Origin of the sequence: Mesorhizobium qingshengii, from assembly GCF_900103325.1 — a bacterium.
Lineage (GTDB): Bacteria > Pseudomonadota > Alphaproteobacteria > Rhizobiales > Rhizobiaceae > Mesorhizobium > Mesorhizobium qingshengii.
On the sequence record NZ_FMXM01000004.1, the window covers coordinates 234,863 to 258,025 of the forward strand.

The following is a 23,163-nucleotide window of genomic DNA, read 5'->3' on the forward strand; positions in this document are numbered from 1 at the left end:
CACAATCCATCCCAGCGAAAGCCGGGACGGATTTTTTGTTGTTTGCCTCCCTGCCCATTGCGCGGCGCCCGGCGTGCGAATATGCTTGTTGTACGATCGTTCAACAAGCATATTCGAGAAGCCTCGATGCCGTGCAATCCCCGCTATGAAATCCTGTTCGAGCCGATGCGGATCGGGCCCGTCACCGCGCCAAACCGCTTCTATCAAGTGCCGCATGCGAGCGGCATGACCAACGCTCTGCCGCGGGTGCGCGCCGCGTTCCGAGAAGCGAAGGCCGAGGGCGGATGGGGCGTGATCTGCACCGGGGCCTGTTCGATCGACCCGAGTTCCGACGACGCACCGCTGCCTTTCGCCACGATGTGGGACGACAACGATATCCGCGCGCATGCGCTGATGACGGAGGCGGTACACCGCCATGGCGCGCTTGCGGGCGTGGAACTGTGGCACGGCGGCGCATCGGTCATGAACAGGACAAGCCGCCTGCCGCCGCTGTCACCGTCGGGAATTCCGTGGATGGCCACGCATGTCGGCTTCATGGGCAATTTGCGGCCGAAGACGATGGACAAGGCCGATATCAAGGAAGTGCTGCGATGCCAGGCCGAGGCGGCGCGCAAGGCGCGCACGGCCGGCTTCGACATCGTCTACGTCTATGCCGGCATGGGCTATCTCGGCTACGAATTCCTGCTGCCGGAATACAATCACCGCACCGACCAATATGGCGGACCGATCGAGAACCGGGTGCGCTTCGTGCGCGAGATGATCGAGGTCACCAAGGACGCTGTCGGCAAGGATTGCGGCGTCGCCTTGCGGGTAAGCCTCGAGGAATTGCGCGGTAGGCCCGGCCGCAACCAGCCCTCCGAGGCGCACGAGCTGGTCGAGCTGCTCGCCGACCTGCCCGACCTGTTCGACGTGAAGATGGATTCCAGTCCGACCGACTGTTCGGCGTCGCGCTTCACTGGGGAAGGCAGCCACGAGCCGGTGATCGATTTCGTCAAGTCGCTGACGAAGAAGCCGGTGGTCGGCGTCGGCCGCTTCACCTCGCCCGACACCATGGTCTCGCAGATCAGGCGCGGCGTGCTGGACTTCATCGGCGGCGCGCGCCCCTCGATCGCCGACCCCTTCCTGCCGGCCAAGATCCGTGAGGGCCGCGAGGCTGAAATCCGCGAATGCATCGGCTGCAACATCTGCATTTCGAGCTGGCATGACGGTGTGCCGGTGCGCTGCACCCAGAACCCGACCGCCGGCGAAGAATGGCGGCGCGGCTGGCACCCCGAACGCGTCGAGCGCACCGACGCGCCCGAGCGGATCCTGATTGTCGGCGGCGGACCGGCCGGGCTCGAATGCGCGCTCACGCTCGGCCGTCGCGGCCATGAGGTGATGCTAGCCGACGGCAGCCGGTCCTTCGGTGGGCGGCTGACCTTCGAGAAGACGCTGCCCGGCCTCTCGGCCTGGAACCGCGTCGTCGACTACCGGCTCGGGCGCCTCGACGAGATAAGCAACGTCTCGCTCTATCCCGAGAGTCCCTTGGGCGCGGAAGAGATCATCGCCCTGGCACCGGATCGCGTGGTGCTGGCGACCGGCGCGCGCTGGACCGATATGCTCTACTCCTCGCTGGAGATTCCGGTCGGCCGGCTCGACCGTCCCGATGTGCTGACCCCGGACGACATTGCCGGCGGCCGGCTCCCTCAGGGGCCCGCCTTGGTTTTCGATTTCGACAACTATTACATGGGCGGCGTTCTCACTGAACATCTGGCCGCGCAGGGCATCCCGGTCAGCTACGTGACCCCAGCTGGCCAGGCGTCCGCATGGACGATCATGACCAACGAGTTGCCGTTGGTGCATCGCGCGCTGGCGCGGCGCAAGGTGCCGGTGACCACGCTGCATCTCCTAAAGTCCTTTGACGGTGAGACGGCGACACTGGCGCATCTGTTCACCGGTGAGGAAACCCGCGTCGCCTGCCGCTCGGTGGTGATCGTCGGGCTGAGATTGCCGCGCGGCGAGCTCTTCGAGGCGCTGACCGAACGGGCGGACGAGCTTGCGGCGGCCGGCATCCGCAGTGTCGACCGTATTGGCGACGCGCTGGCCCCGGGCGCCATCGCGCACGCGGTGCACAGCGGCCACAAGCTCGCTCGGGAGATCGGAACAAAAATCCGTTGGCCGCCCTACCGTCGCGACACGCCGATCGTCGACGCGGTGGCGGATTTCAACATGCGCACAGCCGCCGAATAGAGCAGTGCCAGGAAAAGTGCGAAGCGGGTTTCCGTTCGGAATTGCGTCAAACAAGGAGTTCTAGAGAGCCATGGAGCGCATCACGGCACGTCGCAGACCCGGCCGCCCGCAGCGCGAGATCGGCGGCATCGAACAGCGGCCATGGAAACAGCTGACGCGACCCTATGCGCCGATCGAAATCCTGTCGACCGACCAGGTGCAGACGATCCACGAAATGGGCCTCACCATTCTCGAAGAGATTGGCATGCGGGTGCTGCAGCCGCAGGCGCGCCAGTTCTATCGCGCGGCCGGCTGCGATGTCGACGAAGGCGAGATGCGGGTGCGCTTCGACCGCGCCATGGTCATGGAGCGCGTCGCCATGGCGCCGTCATCCTTCGAACTGCGCGCTCGCAATCCGCAGAAGAACGTCAAGGTCGGCGGACGGCACTGCATCCTGTCGTCGGTGGGCGGACCAGCCTATGTCATGGACAATGATCGCGGGCGCCGCCCCGGCACCTATGCCGAGATGTGCGACTACTTGAAACTCATCCAGTCGTTCAACGTGTTGCACCAAGAGGGCGGCGGGCCGTTCGAGCCACTCGACCTGCACCAGAACACGCGCCATCTCGACCTCTACTATGCCGAGATCACTTTGCTCGACAAGAACTGGCAGCCGCAGACGCTCGGCCACGGACGCGCCATCGACGCGCTGGAAATGGTGGCGATCTCGCTCGGCACGACGCGCGAGAACCTCGCGCGGGAGATGCCGGTCTTCACCGGCATCATCAACACCAATTCGCCGCTGCAGCTCGACGAGCCGATGGCCGAAGGGCTGATTGCACTGGCCGAGCATGGCCAGGTCAATGTCATCACGCCGTTCACGCTCGCCGGCGCGATGAGCCCTGTGACGCTGGCCGGGGCGCTGTCACAGCAGCATGCCGAGGCGCTGGCCGGCATTGTGCTCACCCAGATCGTGCGACCCGGCGTGCCGGTGATGTATGGCGGCTTCACCTCCAATGTCGACATGAAGACCGGCGCACCGGCCTTCGGCACGCCCGAATACACGCAAGCCGCGCAGATCACCGGCCAGCTGTGCCGGCTGATCGGCGTGCCGTTCCGCTCGAGCAATGTCACCGCCGCTAATTCGGTCGACGCGCAGGCCGCCTATGAGAGCGCGATGTCGCTGTGGGGGTGCCTGATGGGCGGCGCCAATCTGGTGCTGCACGCCGCCGGCTGGCTCGGCGGCGGGCTGACGGCGTCGTTCGAGAAACTGGTCATCGACGCCGAGATGCTGCAGATGATGTGCGCCTATTTCGAACCGCCGGTGGTCGACATCGATACGCTGGCACTGGAAGCCGTGCGCGAGGTCGGTCCGGCGGGACACTTCTTCGGCGCGGCGCACACGATGCAGCGCTACGAGCGCGCCTTCTATTCGCCGCTGGTGTCCAACTGGGACAATTACGACACATGGATGGAGCGCGGCCAGGTCACGGCGCGCGAGCGGGCCAACGTCGTGTGGAAGCGCATGGTCGCCGAATACGAACAGCCGCCGATCGATCCCGGCATCGACGAAGCTTTGCGCGACTATATGGAGCGCCGCAAGCGCGAGGGCGGCTCACCGCTCAACTAAGCGCCCCGCAAAGGCCCGACCTGTGCCTCCAGCATTTCAAAGCCGGCGGCTTCGGCGGCCTGTGGCGTCACCACGCTTTCGTCGAGACACCATTCGAGCCAGAGCCCGTCTACCAGGGCGATGAAATTGCGCGCCAGTGCCGGCGCATCGACATCCCTGCCGCGCGGCTTTGCGACCGCCGCGATGTCCTCGGCGAGTTCCGCCCGATAGGCGTCGTAGAGTTCGCGATGCGCCGCCTTGAGACGCGGGTTGACGGCAATTTCGCCCCACAGCGACAGCCAGATCAGCAGGTTGTCGCGGCTGAAATAATCGGGCGAGAAATTGGAGTGCACCAGGGCGGCGAGCGCTGCCTGCGGCGACCAGTCCGAAGTCTCGGCGCGGCGTCGCTTGGCTTCGGCGATCTGGTTGTTGACGCTGGCATAGAGCGAGGATTTGTAGACCTCGACCAGCAGCCCGTCGAGGCTTTCGAAATGATGGTTGATAAGGCCACGCGAGACACCAGCCTCCTTGCAGATGCGATCGATGGTGAAGGCGCCGATGCCGCCGACCGACAGGCATCGCGTCGCCGCCTCGATCAGCATGGAGCGGCGCACATCAGCCTGTTCGCGGCTGAAGCGCGGCGGCGACTTCTTGGCACCGCGCTTCTTTCTGGCAGTTGCTGGTTGGGCTTCCGTCATGGACTCCAGCTAATCGATTGCGGCCAAGCTGTCCACTTGCCGCCGTTCACACCCGCTTCTTGAACAGCACCGGATTGGGGTGGCCGTCGGGATAGATGACCGGCTCGAAGCCCGTCTTGTGGATGACGACGAGCGGCTGGTGGCAGATGAAGACGAACCCGCCGGACTGCTCCATCAGATCCTCCATCCGGTTGGACAGCGCGATGCGCTTGGCCGGATCGCTTTCCGCCACCAATTGCTGATAGCTGATCTCGAATTCAGCACTGTCGAAGCCGGACCAATTGTAGGCGCCGATCTGGTCGGGGCGGAACCAGACCAGGTTTTCGGACGGGTCGACGCCACCGGCGAAGTCCATCAGTGCCAGATCGATGTTCTTGTAGCCGTCGCCTTGCGTCTTGTCGCCGACGCCCCAGAATGCGGCTTCGTCGTAAGGCTGGATCTCGACCTTGATGCCGGCTTGTTCGAGACTGGCCTGGATGATCTGCGCCGTCGCCGTGCGGATGGAATCGTTCATCACCGTCAGGGTCAGCGACAGACCGCTGACACCGGCTTCGGTCAGCAGTGCGGCGGACTTTTCATAGTCCGGTGCCGCGATCAGGTTGCTGGCGCGCGCGAATTTGGTGCCAGGCTGCACGACGCCGGTGGAGCGCTTGGTGAGATCGTCATAGACGCCGGTGAGTATCTGCCCGACATCGACACCGTATTGCACGGCCTGCCGCACCTTGAGGTCCTTGAGGCGTGGGCTCAGCATGTTGATGGTCAGCCAGACATAACGGGTCGACTGCGCCTCGATCACCTTGGTGTTGGCCGGTGGGCTGGCCTTGACCGCCTTGGTCGCCGAAATGGCGATCTTTGTGTAGTCGAATGCATCGGCTTCATAGGCAAGCTGCGCCGCCTGATCGTCAGCGACGATGTAGATTTCGACCTTGCTGAAATCCGGCTTCGGACCCGGCCAGTCAGGATTGGCGGTGAGCGTCACCTTCTGCTTTTGCTGCCAGTCGGAGAAGAGATAGGGGCCGCAGGTTGCCGGTGGCTCGGTGGTGAACTTTCCACCGGCCTTTTCGGTGCCGGCGCGGCTGATGATGTGACCACCATAGTAGGGCAGGCTGGTGACGAAGATCGGCTGGTAAGGGTCCTTGAGATGGATGATGCCGGATCTGGCATCGACGACTTCGACGCGGTCAAGCTTTTCGAACTGATAGGCCCAGGGCGACGATAGCTTCGGATCGGCGATGCGCTCGTAGGAGAATTTCACGTCCTCGGCGGTAACGGGACCAAAGCCCTTCGACCATTTCAACCCGTCGATCAGCGTGAAGGCAATCGTCTTCGGATCCTTCAGCTCAAGCGTCTGCGCCCCCCACAGCGACCATGGCGAACCTTCCCGGAGATCACCGAGACGGTTCAGCGACACATAGATGCCGCGCATGATGACGTCCTCGATGCCGCCGATCATGAAGGCGGGGTCAAGCGTCTGCAAATCGCCTTCCATGCGGATGCGCAACGTGTCGCCATCGGCCGACCAGGCGAAACCCGGCTTCATCGCCAGGCCGGCGCCGAGCGCGCCGGCCACTTTCAGGAATGCACGTCTGTCCATGTTCCATCGTGTCATGTCAGTTTCCCCTTTGGTTTGCGGAAGCGCGTGAGAAGGCTTCCCGTTCTTGCCCGCCGGTCTCCAGCGGGAAATGGCAGCGCACCATCCGGTCGGCGCCCATCGGTCGATAGGCCGGTGCCTCGGTCTTGCAACGATCGCGCGCGATCGGGCAGCGCGTATGGAATTCGCAGCCCGAAGGCCGGCGGAAAACGCTCGGGATTTCGCCGGTGACGGCAGGATTTTGGCTGCGCCGGCGCGGGTCGGGCACCGGCTCGGATTGGATCAGCGTCGCGGTGTAGGGATGCATGGGCGCGGAGAACACGTCCCGCGTCGGTCCGGTCTCGACCAGCCGGCCGAGATACATGATGGCCAGCCGGTCGCTGACATGGCGGATCATTGCCAGATTGTGGGTGACGATCATGGCGGCGAAACCGAGTTCACGTTTCAACTCGCCGATCAGGTTGAGCACGTCGCCCTGCACCGAGACATCGAGGCCGGCGGTCGGCTCGTCGGCGAGCAGCAGATGCGGTTTCATCGCCAGCGCCCGGGCGACGCCGACGCGGCGCGCCTGCCCGCCGGACAGCTCATGCGGAAAGCGGTCGACGAAGGAGGCCGGCAGCCCGACCAACGCCAGCAGCGCCTTGGCGGCGGCGCGGCGATCCGGCATCGGCACGCCCTGAATGATCTGCGGCTCGGTCAGCAGTGTGCCGATACGCAGGCGTGGGCTGAGCGACGCCACCGGATCCTGGAACATCATCGCCGAGTGCCTGCGCATGGCGCGGAAATCGGCTGGCGTCCGCACGTCCCTGCCCTCGAAGGTGATACGGCCAGCAGCCGCGCGCACCAGCCCGAGAATGGTGCGGGCAAGCGTGGTCTTGCCGGAACCGGACTCGCCGACCAGACCCAGGGTCTCGCCGGGCATCAGCGACAGCGTCACGCCGTCGATGACATTGAAGCTCGGCAACGGAAACGGGTTGATCAGGCGGCTGAGCAACCCGTTGCGGACGAAAGTCACCGACAGGTCCTCGACAGCGAGCAGCGGGCTCATGGCGTCACCGCATGACAGCGCGCGACATGGGAGGCGGAGAGCTTCACCAGCGGCGGCGCGACGCTGCCGCATGGCGCAAAGGCACGGTCGCAGCGTGGTGCATAGACGCACCCGGATGGCGGCTGGGTGAGGTTAGGCGGCGTGCCGGGGATGGTCGGCAGCCTCTCCAGCTTTTCATGGAAGCGGGCCGGATCGCAGGCGAGCAGTGCCTGCGTGTAGGGATGCCTTGCATCGTGGAAGATCGCGTCAACCTCGCCGCCCTCGACCACCTCGCCGGCATACATGACATAAACCCGGTCGCAGAGCTCGGCGATGACGCCGAGATGGTGCGAGACGACGATGATGATGCCGTTATATTCGCGCCTCAGTTCGCGCATCAGATGGATGATCTGCGCCTCCATGGTGACATCGAGCGCGGTCGTCGGCTCGTCGGCGATAAGCAGGCCGGGATCAGTCAGCAAGGCGGCGGCGATGGCCACGCGCTGGCGCATGCCGCCGGAGAGCTCATGCGGATAGCAGTCCATCCGCCGTTCCGCATCCGCGATGCCGACTCGGCCAAGCATGGCGGCGATGCGGGACCGCTTCTGCGCGCGACCGAGATCCTTGCGGTGGTGCTGGAAGTCGACAAGCTGGTCACCGATGGTCAGCACCGGGTTGAAGGCCGTCATCGGATCCTGGCTGACCAGCGCGATCTCGTCGCCGCGCAGCAGGCGCTGGCGATGGGCGTCGAGCTTTGCCAGGTCGACGCCGTTGTAGCTGATCGACCCATCGATGCGGGCATTGGCCGGCAACAGGTTTGCCAAAGCGGTGACCAGCGTGGACTTGCCGCAGCCACTCTCGCCGACGATGCCGATCACCTCGCCGGGATGCGCTTCGATGTCGACATGGCGCAACGCGTGCACCGCCCCATGCGGCGTCTCGTAGCGGACGCTGAGATCGCTGGCGGCAAGCGAACCGCTCATCCCGGCCTCCGCAATTGCAGGCGCGGGTCGAGATAGTCGCGCAGGCCCTCGCCGAGGAAGGTGAAGCCGAGCGTTGCCAGCACCAGCGGCAGCCCACCGAAGATGACCATGAACGGTGCCGAGCGGATGCTGGTGTAGCCGTCGTAGAGGATAGAGCCCCAGGATGGCGTCGGCGGCCTGACACCAAGACCGAGGAAGCTCAAGCCCGCCTCGACCATGATGACGACCGGAATGTCCATCGACAAAAGAATGATCAGCGGGCCGACGACATTGGGCAGAAGGTGGATGAAGATGATGCGCGCCGGGCTGGCGTCGAGCAGGCGCTCCGCGAGGATATAGTCGCTGTTCTTCAGCGCCAGCGTCTGCGCCCGGATCAGCCTGGCATAGCTTGGAAACGAAGTCGCGGCGATGACGATGATCAGCGTGCCGGTGCCGGCGCCGAGCACGGTGATGATGGCGAGCGCGAACATGATCATCGGCAGAGAATTCAGGCTGTCGAAGCTAAGCACCAGAATGGCGTCGAGCCAGCGCGGCCCGTAGCCGGCGATCAGCCCGAGCATCAGGCCGATGGCGCCGGCTATTGCCACCGACACCATGGCGATGGTGAGCGCCGTACGCGCGCCGTAGATGACGCGTGACAGGAGATCGCGACCGAGATGATCGGTACCGAACCAGTGCTCGACCGATGGCGGCTGCAGCTTGTGCAGGACATCGATCTTGACCGGCGAATAGGGTGCCAGCCATGGCGCGAAGATGGCGGTGATGAGGAAGCCGGCGACCAGGACCAGCGCCACGCCGGTGAACGGATCGGCCAGCAGCGCGCGCAGCAGCGGCAACCGTTGTCGGCCCGGAACGGACAGCGAGGCGTCAGCCACGGAAGACATCGCGCACCCTCGGATCGAGACGCGCGATCAGGAGATCGGCGGCTATGGTGATGGAGACGTAGATGGCTGTCATGATCAGCACCGTGCCCATGACGACCGGATAGTTGCGGGTGTTGACGGCGTCGGTGATCAGCTTGCCGATGCCGGGCCGGGCGAACACCGCCTCGACGAAGACGGCGCTGGACAGGATGCTGCCGAGACCGACGGCGACCAGCGAGATGGTCGGGATGATGGCGATGCGCAACGCGTATTTGGAAACGATCTTCCACTCCGGCAGGCCGAAGGAGCGGGCGGTCCGAATGTGCGGTTCGCCCATCACCTCCATCATTGAGGCGCGCACCATGCGGGCGATGTAGCCAATCCAGCCGAGCGCGATCGCCGCCGCCGGCATGACCAGCGCCTTGGCCTGGCTGACAATGTCACCGGTCTCGCCGGCGCCGATGGCCGGCAGCCAGCGCAGCGTGACGGCAAAGAGCAGCAGCGAATAGATAGCGACGACGAAGGACGGCACAGCGATGACACCAACCGAAAGCACGCCGATGACGGCATCGGCAAGCGTGCCGCGCCGCATCACCGACAGGCAGCCGAGCGGAACGCCGATGAGAAGCGCGACCGCCAGCGCGGTCAGTCCGAGGATCAGCGTGTTCGGCAGCGCCTCCATGACGAGCGTGGAGACAGGCCGGTTCGACCAGACGTCGTAGCCGAGATTGCCGGTCAGGGCGTTGCGGAAGAATTCGACGATCTGCCACCAGACCGGCAGGTCGAGACCCATGCGCTCGATCAGCAGCCGCTTCAGTTCCGGCGTGGCGCGGGGACCAAGCGCTACGGTTGCCGGATCGCCGGGTACCAGGAAGACGGCCGCATACATGGCGACCATGACGAGGACGAGGATCAGGAGGCCGAGACCGATGCGCTTCACTGCATATGCAAGCATGGTCTCCTCCTCCCTCCTTAGGCGAAATCGCGCCTGATGCGTCGCGTTGCCGAGGCGCTGTGGACGAGCCTGCCCCGTTCTCGGGCCTCGAGCCGCCAACTCAGGTTGAAATGCGTTTCATCCGATGTCAGCTCGGTCACCGCCATGGCCTCGGTGTCGGCATCGCCGCTGGCAATCGCCCAGCGGTATTCGGTGACGAGCCTGGCCGACAGCGGATCGTCGGCGCGAATGCTCATCGTGTCGCTGTTGGCCGAGGAGACGGTGATGGCGCGATCGTCGTAGCGCCTGCGGCCATGGTCGGAACTCAACGCGATGGTCTGCATGCCGCTGCCGACATCGTCGGCGACGATGCGGCGATCGAAACCGTCATCCAGGGCCGTTGTCGGCACTGGCGGCGCAGTTTCGGCAGGCTCGAAGCGGACGTCGCGATCGCGCGGCGACGGCGGACGCACGGGAAGCATCACCGTGCTGTCACCGCAGGCAACCGACAGCGTCGATAGTTTCGGCTGCGGCCACAGGATCGGCCAGTGCTGGTTGGCCAGCGCCAGCCGGATGCGATGGCCCTTCGGCACGGTACGGGCGAAATCATTGAGCTTCAGCCGCACGCGGAATGGCGTTCCGACCGCACAGGGCGTCGGATGCTCGTGACTGTCGCGGTGGCTGAGGTTGAGCACGCCGTAGGTCATCAGCGCCGAAGTGCCGTCGGGATAGACGTCGCAGAGGCGGGCGGCAAGGTTGACATGTGGTTGGTCGACGGTAACCAACAGATCCAGTTCCGGCGCGCCGAGCAGGGTCAGGTCGCCGTCGAGCGGCAAAGTATCGAAGCACAGCGCCAGGCCGTCCTCGCGGCGCTGGTCGATGGCCATGTCCGGGCAGGAGCCGCCATAGCCGCCCCAGCGGCCGCAGTCGCGCCCGGCGCTGGCCGGCGAGCGCACCGAAAGCGTGGCACCCGGCGCTGATTCTCTGCTCAGTCCGGCCGCGTTCAGGTGCAGAACACGGCGTTCGATGCGCGGCGACGGCCATTGGTCCTCGGCGGCCCAGCTACCGGCATGATCGGGAAGGTAAAAAGGCTGCGGTCGTTCCGCACCGGTGACCCAGACGCGGTACAGCGGCTCATCCATGATGCCGGTGTCTTCGCCGCACAGCCAATGGCGCCACCAGCGCAGCGCCTCCTGCAGATAGCCGATCAGCGGCCCCGGCGCACCCCGACAGGGATAGGCATGCGACCACGGACCGACGATGCCAAGCTTGGGTCCGGGCAGATGTTCGAGCAGGCGCGGCACGAAGTTGGAATAGCTGTCTTCCCAGCCACAGACGGCCATGACCGCGCATTCGATCGCCGCATGATCTTCGCAGATCGAGCCCTGCCGCCAGTAGTCGTCGCGGCGCTGGTGAGCGAGCCAGATTTCCGACAGCGAGCTTGTCGCCTGAAGACGGCTGACCCACATTGCGCGCCAGGCGTCGCCGACGATCTGCGGATCGGGAGCCATCGCCTTCTTCACCAGCATGAAGTTCGACCACATCTCCTGCTCGGTGAGCAGCGCCCCGCCCATATAGTGGATGTCGTCGGCGTAGCGGTCGTCGGTGGCACAGTTGGTGATGATGGCCTTCAAGGCCGACGGCCGGCGCGCCGCAACCTGCAGCGCGTTGAAGCCACCCCAGGAAATGCCGGTCATGCCGACATTGCCATTGCACCAGGACTGCGCGGCCAAATGGGCGATGATCTCGCAGGCGTCTTGCTGCTCGCGGGGCAAGTACTCGTCGGCCAGATCGCCATCGGAATCGCCCGAGCCCCTGATATCGATGCGGGCGCAGGCAATGCCGTGCCCGGCGAGCCAAGGGTGGATGTCGATGTCACGCGCCACGGTGCCGTCACGGCGGCGATAGGGCACCATTTCGACGACGACAGGCACCCTGGCGTCGGTGCGCGGACGCCACAAAGTGGCGGCGATGCGGGTGCCGTCGGCCAACGTGATCCAGAGCGGATCAACGGTTTCGACGGCAAAGGGGAACTCGGTTCGTACCACGGCAGGTACCCGTTAAATCGCCTTGTTGAACGTTCGTACAACAAGGCGATTTAACGCGCAATCCCGCTTCGCGCTTTTTGGCGCCGAATACCGTTCACAGCCAGCACCGGTCGGTCGGACCGGTGAGAGACCGGGTTATGAATCAGTGGAAGACCGCAAAATTTGCGGGTCGGACAGTACCGTCCGACCCGCGTTATTTATTCGGCAGCCAGCGCCAGTTGCGGCCTTTCGGCAGGCAACTCTGGCTCAGGCGTCTGTTCTGTATCCGCCGCCTTCTTGGGCTCCCGCCCAAAGAACAGGGCGTAGCCGGCCGGCAGCACCAGGATGGTCAGCACGGTGGCAACGAGGATACCGCCCATCATGGCGTAGGCGAGCGGACCCCAAAAGACAGCGCGCGAGATCGGGATCAGCGCCAGCACCGCCGTCATCGCCGTCAGCACGATCGGCCGGAAACGGCGGACGGCCGAGCCGATGATCGCTTCGGATCGTTCCATGCCTCTCGCGATGTCCTGGTCGATCTGGTCGACCAGGATGATCGAATTGCGCATGATGATGCCGAGCAGCGCGATGACGCCGAGGATGGCGACGAAGCCGAACGGCGCGCCGCTTATCAGCAGTGCGGCGGCCGCACCGATGATGCCGAGCGGACCGGTGGCCAGCACCAGCATCGCCTTGCCGAAATTCTGCAGCTGTATCATCAGCAGAACCACAATGATGGCGAGCATGACCGGCGCCTTGGCTGCGATCGACGCCTGGCTTTCCGCCGAATCCTCGGCGCCGCCCTGGATCTCGATCTTGTAGCCGGGCGCCAGGCCATCGCGCAGGCCCTGCATGTCCTTGTACATCTTGGTGACGACGTCGTTGGACTGCACGCCGTCGGGCAGCGTTGCCCGTACGCTGATGGTCGGCAAGCGGTCACGACGCCATTCGATGCCTTGCTCCAGGACCGGAACCACCTTGGCCACCTGCGACAGCGGCACGAAGCCGCCGAAATCGGTCGGGATATAGACGGAGTCAACCGAGGACAGCAGGCTGCGGCTAGCATCCGGCTCGCGGGCAACGATGGACACCGTCTCCTCACCGTCACGGAAGTCGTCGAGCGGCGCGCCCGACATTGCAGTCTGTAGCATCTGGCGGATGCGCTGCGAGGTGACTCCGAGCGCGCGGGCGCGATCCTGGTCGATGACCAGCTTCATCGCCGGCACCGGCTCCAGCCAGTCGTCATGCACGGCGCCGAGCAGCGGATCCTCGCGGAACTTCGCCTTCACCTGATCGGCGATGCGGCGTACCTCCTGGCGATCCGGCCCCATGACGCGCATCTGCACTGGCCAGCCGGTCGGCGGCCCGAGGAACAGGCGGTCGACCTTGGCGCGGATCGAGGGGAAATCCTCAGCCAGGACGGCGCGCAGCTTGACGATCAGCCTTTCGCGCGCCGGCTCATCATTGGCCATGACCAGCATCTGGGCAAAGTTCGGATTGCGCAGCTGCTGATCAAGCGGCAGGAAGAAGCGCGGCGCGCCTTCGCCGATATAGGTGGCGATGAAGCGCTTGTCCTTGTCGTCCATCATCTTGGCCTCAAGCGCCTTGGCCTGCGTCTCGACCTCCTTGATGCTGGTGCCTTCCGGCAGCCAGAGATCGACGAGGATTTCCGGCCGCGACGATTGCGGGAAGAAGTTCTGCGGAATGAACTGGAACGCCCACAGGCTGGTGCCGAAGGTCACCAGCGTCATCACCAGAACGATGATGCGATGGCGCACCGCCCAACCGACGGTCGAGCGAAGCCTGCGGTAGAAGCGCGTGTCGAAGGCATCGTGATGCGTGCCGGCATGCTTGCGCTGCTTGAGGATCATGTTGCCGAGCCATGGCGTGAAATAGACCGCCACGAACCAGGACACGACCAGCGCGATGCCGACGACGTAGAACAAGGTGCGCACATATTCGCCGGCCGTCGAAGCGGCGAAGCCGACAGGAATGAAGCCGGCGGTGGTGATCAGCGTGCCGGTCAGCATCGGGAAGGCGGTCGAGGAATAGGCAAAGCTTGCCGCCTCGATCTTGACCAGCCCCTCCTCGAGTTTGCGCTCCATCATCTCGACGACGATCATGGCGTCGTCGACAAGCAGGCCGAGCGCGATGATCAATGCGCCGAGCGAGATACGCTGCAGGTCGATGCCAAGCTCGTACATGATGGCAAACGTGGCTGCCAGAACCAGCGGAATGGCGATGGCGATGACCAGGCCCGAGCGCCAGCCGATCGACAGGAACGAGACGACAAGAACGATCAGCAGCGCTTCGCCGAGCGCATGCATGAATTCGGCCACCGCATCCGTGACAACTCCCGGCTGGTCGGAAATCTGGTCGACCGAAACACCATAGGGCAACGTCTCCTCGAAGCGCTTGTAGGTTGCCTCGACGTCCTTGCCGACATCGGTGACCTTGAAGCCCTTGGCCATGACGACACCAAGCTGCACGCTGTCATGACCGTTGAAGCGGTATTTGCGCTGGAAGGGATCTTCCAGTCCTGAGGTCACGGTGGCGATATCGCCCAGCCGGGTGACCTGACCGCCGGCGCGCAAGCGCAGATTGCGGATGTCCTCGACCTTGCTGACGTCGCCCTCGACCGAGATGCGCACCGAGTTGGTGCCCGTATCGACGGACCCGGCCGGGTCGACATTGTTCTGTCCCATGATCGCGTTCTGCAGATCGATAAGCGTCAGGCCGCGTTCGGCCAGCGCCTTGGACGAAACGTCGATGTAGAGCTTTTCCGGCTGGTCGCCGATGATCACTGCCTTCTCGACGCCTGGCGTCGTCAGCAGCATGTCGCGCGCCTGGATGGCGAATTTCTTCAACTCGGGATAGCTGAAGCCGTCACCGCTGATCGAATGCAGGGTAATGAAGGTGTCGCCGAACTCATCATTGAAATAGGGGCCGAGCAGGCCCTGTGGCAGATCGCCGGCGATATCGCCGACCTTCTTGCGCACCTGGTAGAAGGCATCCTTCACCTCTTCGGCGTTGGTGTCGCCCTTGATCTGAACCGTGATGATGGCGCTGCCGGCGCGGGTGAAGGAGCGCACGAAGTCGAGATGCGGCGTCTCCTGCAACTTGCGTTCGATCTTGTTGACGACCTGATCTTCCATCTCCTGGATCGAGGAGCCCGGCCAGATCGCCTGGACGACCATCACCCGGAAGGTGAAATCGGGATCTTCCTTCTGGCCCATGCGCATCAGGCCGAGCGCGCCGGAAATGATGATCAGGCCGAACAGGAACCGCGCAATGGCGGGATGGCCGATCGCCCAGCGTGACAGGTTGAAGGGCCGCTTCTCGTCCGTGGAATTGGTCATGGATGGTGGTCCATCTGTTAGCAACAAGATCGAGGTTCGGTAGTGGCTTCCGGGCGGCAGGGCTCTCCGAGCGGAGAAACACTCATCGCGGTGGGACGCGAAGATCGATGTGGGGGTTACATCAACCGAGCGTCTCGGATCGGGCGCCTGCCGCCCGGAAACCAGCGGCTGCGGGAACGCGCAGCCGGTTGTCTGTCGTCAGCGCAACTGCTTGGTGTCGCCGCCATCGCCTGCCGCGGAGGCGGACTGCAGCACCGTGTCGGCAGCGAGTTTCACTTTCAGGTTCTCGGTCATGAACTGCGTGCCGGCCGCGACGACGACATCACCAGGTTTCAAACCTTCGGCGACACGCACGCCATCGGCGGCGAACTTGGCGACCTTTACCGGGCGGGCGTGAACAGTGTCGGCGCCACGATCGACGGTCCAGACGATCGACTGGCTGTCTTGCTCGGCCAGCGCGCTCAGCGGGATCGACACGAGTTGCCGCTCATTGGCCGCCGAGGCTTCAATGTTGGCGGTCATACCAAGAAGCACGCGTGGGTCGTTGGGCAGGCTGACGCGGACGGCAAAGGTGCGCGACTGCGGGTCGGCGCTGCCGGCGACTTCGCGAACCTTGCCATCAAGCGCCAGCGCGTCGTCGGACCAGAAACCGGCCTTGACGACCTTGCCGGGCTTGAATTCGGCGATTTCCATTTCCGGCACCGCGATCAGCACTTCCTTTTCGCCGTCGACGGCGACGGTGACCACCGGCGTGCCGGAGCCAACCACCTGGCCGACATCGGCGTTGACCGCCGTGACGATGCCGTCCCTGTCAGCCTTGAGATCGGTATAGCCGACCTGATTCTTGGCCTGGTCAAGCGAGGAGCGGGCGGAATCGCGGGTGGCCACGGCCTGGTCATAGGTCAGCGTTGCCTGTTCGAGCTGCGATTTCGGCGCAAAGTTCTTGGCAAAAAGCTGCTCGGCGCGCTTGCGCGCAAGTTCGACGGTCTCGACCTGCCGCTCGGCTGCATCAAGCGCCGCCTGCGCGCTTTTGACCGAAAGATCGTAGTCGGAAGCATCGACGCGGGCGAGCACGTCGCCGGGCGCCACATGCTGACCGATGTCGACAAGGCGCTCGGTGATCTTGCCATTGACCCGGAAAGCCAGAGCGCTCTCGGTGCGGGCCCGCACCGAGCCGGAATAGGAGAGCGTGCGGGTGTCATGCGCCTGGGCGATCTCGACGACCTTGACCGGGCGGATGATATCCTTGACTTCGGCATTTTCTTGCGAGCAGCCGGCAAGCCCGAGCGCCGCGACGATCAGTCCGGCAGCTGGCAGCTTGCGAAGGATGGAAGTGGGCAAAGACATCTTGGTACTCCTGACTGGAGATGAACGGTCGACACCGGCACCCGCGTGCGGCGGCTATTTCTTCAAGGCCTTGATCGCATAATCGATGAGGTCGTCGGGCATCGCCCGGTTGGTCTTGGCAAGGCACTGCGCGACCATCTGCGGATGGCACAGGATGACCGTGGCGGCGCCGAAGCAGCGTGAGGCGATCACCGGATCCTGTTCCCTGAACTCACCGGCCTCGATGCCATCGCGGATAACTTCCGCGAACAGGTCGTGAATGCTGTTGACGTGCTTGTCGATGACGCCCCAGTCCCGCTCGAGCGCGACGACGACCATCTCATGGACCTTCTGGTCGTCAAGCATGACCTCCAGCGTCATTTTGTACTGCGCATGCACGTAGCGGCGCAGCCGCTCCTCGGCGCTGATCGGCAGGCGAGAAATCTCGTAGGCCATCTTGTAACTGGCACCGAGCATCCGGCCGCAGACGGCCTGGTGGATTTCGACCTTGGAGGCGAAGAAACGGTAGATGTTGGCCGGCGACATGCCGAGTTCGCGCGCGATGTCGGCGACATTGGTCTTGCCGTAGCCATAGTGCCGGAACAGGCGCTCGGCGCAGTCGAGAATGCGCGTTACATTTTCCTGTCGGGCGGCGTCGGCGACTATGGTGGCGGCTTCGGACATGGCCTTCTGCTTATTTACGAGTGACGAATTTCAATTTTCGTCACTCGTAAATCGAAACATGCGACCTGTCAATGCGGATTCGATATACGCGTACGATTGGTGACAGATGGTGACATCCAACAGACGTCACGGAGCGGCCCGAGGATGCGGGCCGCTAAAAATATTCTTGAAAGAGCTGTCGGAGCCGTCAGGCGACCTTGGCCATCTCGCGCAGCCGGAACTTCTGGATCTTGCCGGTGGAGGTCTTCGGGATTTCGGCGAAGATCACCGCCTTCGGCACCTTGAAGCGGGCGAGCAGCGCACGACAGTGCTCGATGATCTCGGCCTCGCTCGCACTCTTGCCGGGCTTCAGTTCGACATAGGCTATTGGCACCTCGCCCCATTTGTCATCGGGCCTGGCGACCACGCCGCAAGAGGCAATGGAAGGGTGCTTGTAGAGCGCATCCTCGACCTCGATCGACGAGATGTTCTCGCCACCGGAAATGATGATGTCCTTGGAGCGGTCCTTGAGCTGGATGTAGCCGTCGGGATGCATGACGCCGAGATCGCCGGAATGGAACCAGCCGCCGGCGAAGGCTTCGTCGCTCGCCTTGCGGTTCTTCAGGTAGCCCTTCATGACGATGTTGCCGCGGAACATGACTTCGCCGATGGTCTCGCCATCCGCCGGCGTTGCCTGCATCGTCTCGGGATCCATGACGGTCAGGCCTTCGAGAGCGGCGTAGCGAACGCCCTGTCGTGCTTTCTTGGCGCTGCGCTCTCCCTTTTCGAGATCGTTCCAGGCGTCATGCCATTCGTTGACCACCGCCGGGCCATAGGTCTCGGTGAGGCCATAGAGATGGGTGACGGCAAAGCCGGCATCGGCCATGCCGGACAGCACGGCTTCCGGCGGCGGTGCCGCGGCCGTGTTGAAGGTGACCGTCTGCGGAAACTCGCGCTTGTCTTCGTCCTTCGCATTGATCAGCACCGACATGACGACCGGTGCACCGCACAGATGCGTGACGCCGTGATCGGCGATGGCGTCGTAGATCGGCTTCGGCCGCACCCAGCGCAGGCAGACATGGGTGCCGGCCTGAATGGCGAGCGTCCATGGAAAGCACCAGCCGTTGCAGTGGAACATCGGCAGCGTCCACAGATAGACCGCATGCTTGGCCATGCCGGCATGGATGGTGTTGGTGTAGGCCATCAGGGCCGCGCCGCGATGGTGGTAGACGACGCCCTTTGGATTGCCTGTCGTGCCGGAGGTGTAGTTGAGCGAAATGGCGTCCCATTCGTCGTCGGGCATCGACCATGCAAAGTCCTCGTCGCCTTCAGCGACAAACGCCTCATAGTCGGATGTGCCGATGCGCTGGCCCTTCGGATAGGGCGCGTCGGCGGCGTATTCGGGGTCGTCATAGTCGATGACCAGCGGCTTGACCTTGGCCAGATCCAGCGCTTGCCTGACGACACCAGCAAACTCGCGGTCGACGATCAGCACCTTGGTTTCGGCATGGTCGAGCTGGAAGGCGATGACCGCGGCGTCGAGGCGGGTGTTGAGCGAATGGAGCACCGCCTTGGTCATCGGCACGCCAAAATGCGCCTCCAGCATCGGCGGCGTGTTGGACAACATGACGGTGACCGTATCGCCCTTGCCGATACCGCGCTTGCGAAGCGCCGAGGCAAGCTTCAGCGACCGGCGCCAGAACGTGCGATAGTCCATGCGCTGGCGGCCATGGATGATGGCGATATGGTCAGGATAGGTCTTTGCCGCGCGCTCCAGGTAGGTGAGCGGCGTCAGCGGCTGGTGATTGGCCGCGTTCTTGTCGAGATCCTGCTCATAAGGCTTGCCCATCCCGCCTCCCCTTGGCTTCCTGGTTGGAGACTTCTAATCACAGGCTCCAGGCCACGTCACCATCCTTGTATGCGAAGCCTGTCATACACCACAGCCAGCTTCGCCTTGATCCCGATCAACGAGAGAAAGACGTTTGCACTCTCGCGCTCGGTTTGACTTTTGTCGAAGGCCGTGAATAATGTCAGCGGAGGAGATGGCATGGCGATCCGACCAGCAGAGCAGCTGATTCACAAGGCCGCGTGGCTGTATTACGCGCATGGCCTGCGGCAGGATCAGGTTGCGAGCCAGCTTAACATCTCCCGTGCCTCGGTCGCCATGTATCTGCGCAAGGCGCGCGAGACCGGCATTGTCAACATCTCGACCTCGACCCAGCTTTTCACCGACGATGTGCTGGCGCGCAAGCTCGAGGATGCACTGAAGCTCGACGCGGTCTGGATCGCGCCCGGGAACGACCACATTGCCGACCCCTCGATGGAAATCGCCGTGCTGGCGGCGAGCGTGTTTCTCGAACTGGTCAAGAAGGGCGACCGCATCGGCGTTGCCTGGGGCCGCACCGTCTACACGATCGCCGACATCATGTCCTATGCCGATCTGCAGGACGTGACGGTGGTGCAGCTCTGCGGCAATCTCGGAGCGCCCTATTCCTACCGGCCCGACCAGTGCACGATGGAGATCGCGCGGCGGCTCAATGCCAAGGGCCTCAATTTCTACGCGCCGCTGGTGCTGTCGACGGAAGAGCTGGCGCGCGCGCTGCGCGCCGAGCCGGTGATCCGTGAGCAATTGTCGGGGATTGGCGAATGCGATCTGGCGCTGTACTCGGTCGGAGCGGTCGATGCCGACAGCCATCTGGTCAAATGCGGCGCGCTCACTCCTGACGAAATGGCGGAGCTGCGCAGCCGAGGTGCCGCCGGTGTCATCGCAGGGCAGATCATCGACGCCGACGGCAAGCTGCTCGATTGCAGCTACAACCGCCGGGTGATCTCCGCCGAGCTCTCCTCGCTGCGCGCCATCGACAGGCGCCTGATGGTCGTGCAGGAGGACAGCAAGTTCGAACCGCTTCTCGCGGCGATTGCAGGCGGACTTTGCACCCATCTGGTGGTCGGCGCACGCATGGCGCAGCGGCTTCTGGACCATGCCGGAGCCGCTGCAAGCGAAAAGGCATCCTAGCAAGACCACCTCGCCGCGTTGTCATCAAGGCGTCGCGGCTTTCCTGTTCACCAGCAAGAAGACGGAATCGGACGAAGCGAAATGAAGAACCTTTGGAATGACGGCGACGCGGAAAAGATGGTTGCCGACTATGCCAGGAAAGGCGTCGACGGCGACCTGGCACTGCGCGTCTACACGACGCGGCTGCTTGGCGGCGAGCCGCGGCTCGTGCTGCATGGCGGCGGCAACACCTCCTGCAAGACCAAGGCAACCGACCTCCTTGGCGACGAATGGGACGTGTTGTGCGTCAAGGGCAGCGGCTGGGACATGGCCGTCATCGAGCCGCAGGGGCTGCCGGCGGTGAAGATGGGCGCGCTGCTCAAGGCGCGCAGGCTCAACAAGCTCTCCGACGAGGACATGGTCGCCCTGCAGCGGGCAAATCTCATCGACCCATCCTCACCCAATCCCTCGGTCGAGACGCTGTTGCATGCCTTCCTGCCGCACAAATTCGTCGACCATACCCATTCGACCGCCATCCTCGCCATCGTCGATCAGGAAGACAGCAAGCCGCTGGTGAGGACGGTGTTCGGCGACAAGATGGGGTACGTGCCCTACATCATGCCCGGTTTCGATCTCGCCAAGGCGGCGGCAGACGTCTTCGACGCCGACCCGACGGTCGAGGGCCTGATCCTCGACAAGCATGGCATCTTCACGTTCGGCGACGATGCCAGGCAAGCCTACGACCGGATGATCCACTATGTGAACGTCGCCGAGGACTATGTCGCCAAACACGCCAAGCCGAAGGCGGCAAAGGCCGCGCTGCCTGCAAAGCTCGCCACACCGGCAGCCATCGCGCCGATGCTGCGCGGCGCCGTCGCGGTGGCGCGCGGCGAAGGCCGCTTCGACCGCATGATCAGCGACTTCCGCACCTCGGACGCCATCGTCGATTTCATCAACTCGGCCGAGATCGCCGATTATGCCGGACGCGGTGTGTCAACGCCCGATTTGTCGATCCGCATCAAGACCGGACCGATGGCTGTGCCGGCCCCCGATGCCGACAAGATCGGCGACTACAAGGCCGTGATCAAGAGCCACGTCGACGCCTTCGCCAAGGATTACCGCGCCTATTTCGAAACCAACGATGCGCTCGACGATGTCAAACGCACCATGCTCGACCCGATGCCGCGGCTGACGCTGGTGCCGGGCCTCGGCATGTTCGGCCACGGCCGCACGCTGAAGGATGCCAGGATCGCTTCCGACGTCGGCGAGATGTGGATTGAGGCGGTGCGCGGCGCCGAAGCGGTCGGCCGTTTCCATCCGCTTTCCAAGGCCGACCTGTTCCCGCTCGAATACTGGTCTCTGGAACAGGCCAAGCTCGCCTCCAACAAGCCGAAGCCGCTGACCGGCCAGGTGGTGCTGATCACGGGCGGCGCCGGCGCGATCGGGGCCGCGACGGCCAAGCTGTTCGCCGACAATGGCGCTCACGCGGTCGTCGTCGATCTCGATGCCGAAAAGGCCGCTGACGCTGCAAAGAAGGCCGGCAACAACTCGATCGGCGTCGCCGCCGACATTACCGATCCCGCACAGGTGCGAGCCGCCTTCGACAGGGCGGTTGCCGTGTTCGGCGGCGTCGACATCCTGGTGTCCAATGCCGGGGCTGCCTGGGAAGGCCGGATCGGCGAACTCGACGACGCGCTTCTGCGCAAGAGCTTCGAGCTCAACTTCTTCGCCCACCAGTCGGTGGCGCAGAACGCCGTGCGCATCATGCTCGAACAGGGTACCGGCGGCGTGCTCCTGTTCAACACCTCCAAGCAGGCGGTCAATCCGGGCCCCAAGTTCGGCGCTTATGGCGTGCCGAAGGCGGCGACGCTGTTCCTGTCCCGGCAATACGCGCTCGACTACGGCACCTTCGGCATCCGTTCGAACGCCGTCAACGCTGACCGCATCCGCTCAGGCCTTTTGACCGACGCCATGATCGCCAGCCGTTCGGGCGCGCGCGGCGTTTCGGAAAAAGAATACATGTCCGGCAATCTGCTTGGCCAGGAAGTGACGGCGCAGGACGTGGCGCAGGCCTTCCTGCATCATGCGCTGGCCGAACGGACCACCGCCGATGTGACGACGGTCGACGGCGGCAACATCGCGGCGGCGCTGCGGTAGGCAAAACTTTCCTTGTGATCCCCTGCCACAAGGCAGGGGATCACAACATGAGATACCGGAATCCTAATAAATATTGTTAGTTCTTGTGAGTCGTGATACAGGATCGGCATGAAAGCTGAACCGATGCGCACTCTCACCATCTCGCTTACCGCGAAGCAGAGTGCTCGCCTGCAAAGCGCCATCGAAGGTGGTGGCTATGCCTCCAACAGCGAGATTGTCCGCGACGCCTTGCGCCTGTGGGAGCAGCGGGAGGAATTGCGCGCCCTTGAACTCGAGCACTTGAAGCGCGCCTATGCCGACGGCATGGCCAGCGGCAAGCCGGTGGAAATCGACCCCGCCGAGTTTCTGCGCAATCTGAAAGCAGAACGCCGCGCTCGTGGCTAGATATCGGCTCACACCGCGCGCTTCGCAGGATTTGCGGGATATCTGGCACACGATAGCAATCAACAATGAAAAGGCAGCGGACCGGCTGCTGATGCGCATTTTTGAGAAGCTGGACCTGGCGGCACAGCACCCCAAGATGGGCACGGCCCGGCCGGAATTGAGCGCGACAGCCCGCGTGCTCATCGAAGGCCGCTACATCGTCATCTACGAGCCGCAGCCGGACGGTGTCTTGGTCGTGGCTGTCGTCCGCGGGATGCGCGATCCGGAACACTGGCTGTAAAGCGAGAGCCTACCTCAATATGAAAAGGGCGGCTCGTGGCCGCCCTTTTGCGTTTATCA

The 23,163-nt window shown here is 63.9% G+C and carries 17 protein-coding genes; 6 read left to right on the forward strand and 11 right to left on the reverse strand.

All coding sequences use genetic code 11. The annotated features are described in order from the left end of the window. Positions 1–126 precede the first annotated feature (126 nt). Positions 127–2,229, forward strand: a complete 2,103-nt coding sequence (locus tag BLS48_RS07940; protein WP_091576898.1) for an oxidoreductase — start codon at positions 127–129, stop codon at positions 2,227–2,229. A gap of 70 nt (positions 2,230–2,299) precedes the next feature. Next, positions 2,300–3,838 carry a trimethylamine methyltransferase family protein gene (locus BLS48_RS07945; protein WP_091576545.1) on the forward strand — a complete coding sequence of 513 codons (1,539 nt, stop codon included), beginning with the start codon at positions 2,300–2,302 and terminating at the stop codon, positions 3,836–3,838. Here the strand turns inward: BLS48_RS07945 and BLS48_RS07950 are convergent. The 11 genes from BLS48_RS07950 to BLS48_RS08000 all read right to left on the reverse strand — a co-directional run bounded on the left by BLS48_RS07950 (position 3,835) and on the right by BLS48_RS08000 (position 19,137). Next, a complete protein-coding gene (locus tag BLS48_RS07950; protein WP_091576547.1) occupies positions 3,835–4,515 on the reverse strand; it encodes a TetR/AcrR family transcriptional regulator in 681 nt (226 codons plus the stop codon). The genes BLS48_RS07945 and BLS48_RS07950 overlap by 4 nt on opposite strands. Positions 4,516–4,561: 46 nt before the next feature. Next, complete coding sequence (locus tag BLS48_RS07955; protein ID WP_244529539.1) at positions 4,562–6,109, reverse strand: ABC transporter substrate-binding protein; 1,548 nt, start codon at positions 6,107–6,109, stop codon at positions 4,562–4,564. Between the two features lie 16 nt (positions 6,110–6,125). Continuing rightward, positions 6,126–7,154 (reverse strand): oligopeptide/dipeptide ABC transporter ATP-binding protein, encoded by a 1,029-nt coding sequence (locus BLS48_RS07960; RefSeq protein ID WP_091576550.1) that lies wholly within the window; start codon positions 7,152–7,154, stop codon positions 6,126–6,128. Continuing rightward, positions 7,151–8,116 (reverse strand): ABC transporter ATP-binding protein, encoded by a 966-nt coding sequence (locus BLS48_RS07965; RefSeq protein WP_091576552.1) that lies wholly within the window; start codon positions 8,114–8,116, stop codon positions 7,151–7,153. The genes BLS48_RS07960 and BLS48_RS07965 overlap by 4 nt, the downstream gene beginning before the upstream one ends. Next, a complete protein-coding gene (locus tag BLS48_RS07970) occupies positions 8,113–9,000 on the reverse strand; it encodes an ABC transporter permease (RefSeq protein WP_091576553.1) in 888 nt (295 codons plus the stop codon). The genes BLS48_RS07965 and BLS48_RS07970 overlap by 4 nt, the downstream gene beginning before the upstream one ends. Continuing rightward, a complete protein-coding gene (locus BLS48_RS07975) occupies positions 8,984–9,934 on the reverse strand; it encodes an ABC transporter permease (RefSeq protein ID WP_091576555.1) in 951 nt (316 codons plus the stop codon). Before BLS48_RS07975 ends, BLS48_RS07970 begins: the two co-directional genes overlap by 17 nt. 17 nt (positions 9,935–9,951) lie before the next feature. Further along, the gene (locus BLS48_RS07980; protein WP_091576557.1) at positions 9,952–11,961 is read right to left on the reverse strand and encodes a CocE/NonD family hydrolase; all 2,010 of its coding nucleotides are present in this window, start codon (positions 11,959–11,961) and stop codon (positions 9,952–9,954) included. 197 nt (positions 11,962–12,158) lie between these two features. Further along, a complete protein-coding gene (locus BLS48_RS07985; RefSeq protein ID WP_091576559.1) occupies positions 12,159–15,299 on the reverse strand; it encodes an efflux RND transporter permease subunit in 3,141 nt (1,046 codons plus the stop codon). Positions 15,300–15,497: 198 nt separating this feature from the next. Beyond that, a complete protein-coding gene (locus BLS48_RS07990) occupies positions 15,498–16,646 on the reverse strand; it encodes an efflux RND transporter periplasmic adaptor subunit (RefSeq protein WP_091576560.1) in 1,149 nt (382 codons plus the stop codon). A 54-nt stretch (positions 16,647–16,700) separates the two neighbouring features. Continuing rightward, positions 16,701–17,309 (reverse strand): TetR/AcrR family transcriptional regulator, encoded by a 609-nt coding sequence (locus BLS48_RS07995; protein WP_091576562.1) that lies wholly within the window; start codon positions 17,307–17,309, stop codon positions 16,701–16,703. A gap of 187 nt (positions 17,310–17,496) precedes the next feature. Beyond that, positions 17,497–19,137 carry an acyl-CoA synthetase gene (locus BLS48_RS08000; RefSeq protein WP_091576564.1) on the reverse strand — a complete coding sequence of 547 codons (1,641 nt, stop codon included), beginning with the start codon at positions 19,135–19,137 and terminating at the stop codon, positions 17,497–17,499. Positions 19,138–19,335: 198 nt separating this feature from the next. Here BLS48_RS08000 and BLS48_RS08005 point away from each other — a divergent pair, with 198 nt between their 5' ends. From BLS48_RS08005 to BLS48_RS08020, 4 genes are all read left to right on the forward strand, one after another. Continuing rightward, positions 19,336–20,304, forward strand: coding sequence for a sugar-binding transcriptional regulator (locus BLS48_RS08005; RefSeq protein WP_091576565.1), 969 nt, complete (start codon positions 19,336–19,338; stop codon positions 20,302–20,304). Between the two features lie 81 nt (positions 20,305–20,385). Continuing rightward, the gene (locus BLS48_RS08010) at positions 20,386–22,440 is read left to right on the forward strand and encodes a bifunctional aldolase/short-chain dehydrogenase (RefSeq protein ID WP_091576567.1); all 2,055 of its coding nucleotides are present in this window, start codon (positions 20,386–20,388) and stop codon (positions 22,438–22,440) included. A gap of 123 nt (positions 22,441–22,563) precedes the next feature. Then, positions 22,564–22,824 carry a ribbon-helix-helix domain-containing protein gene (locus tag BLS48_RS08015; protein ID WP_425284665.1) on the forward strand — a complete coding sequence of 87 codons (261 nt, stop codon included), beginning with the start codon at positions 22,564–22,566 and terminating at the stop codon, positions 22,822–22,824. Beyond that, entirely contained in the window at positions 22,817–23,104 is a 288-nt protein-coding gene (locus BLS48_RS08020) for a type II toxin-antitoxin system RelE/ParE family toxin (protein ID WP_091576570.1), read from the forward strand. Before BLS48_RS08015 ends, BLS48_RS08020 begins: the two co-directional genes overlap by 8 nt. Positions 23,105–23,163 lie beyond the last annotated feature (59 nt).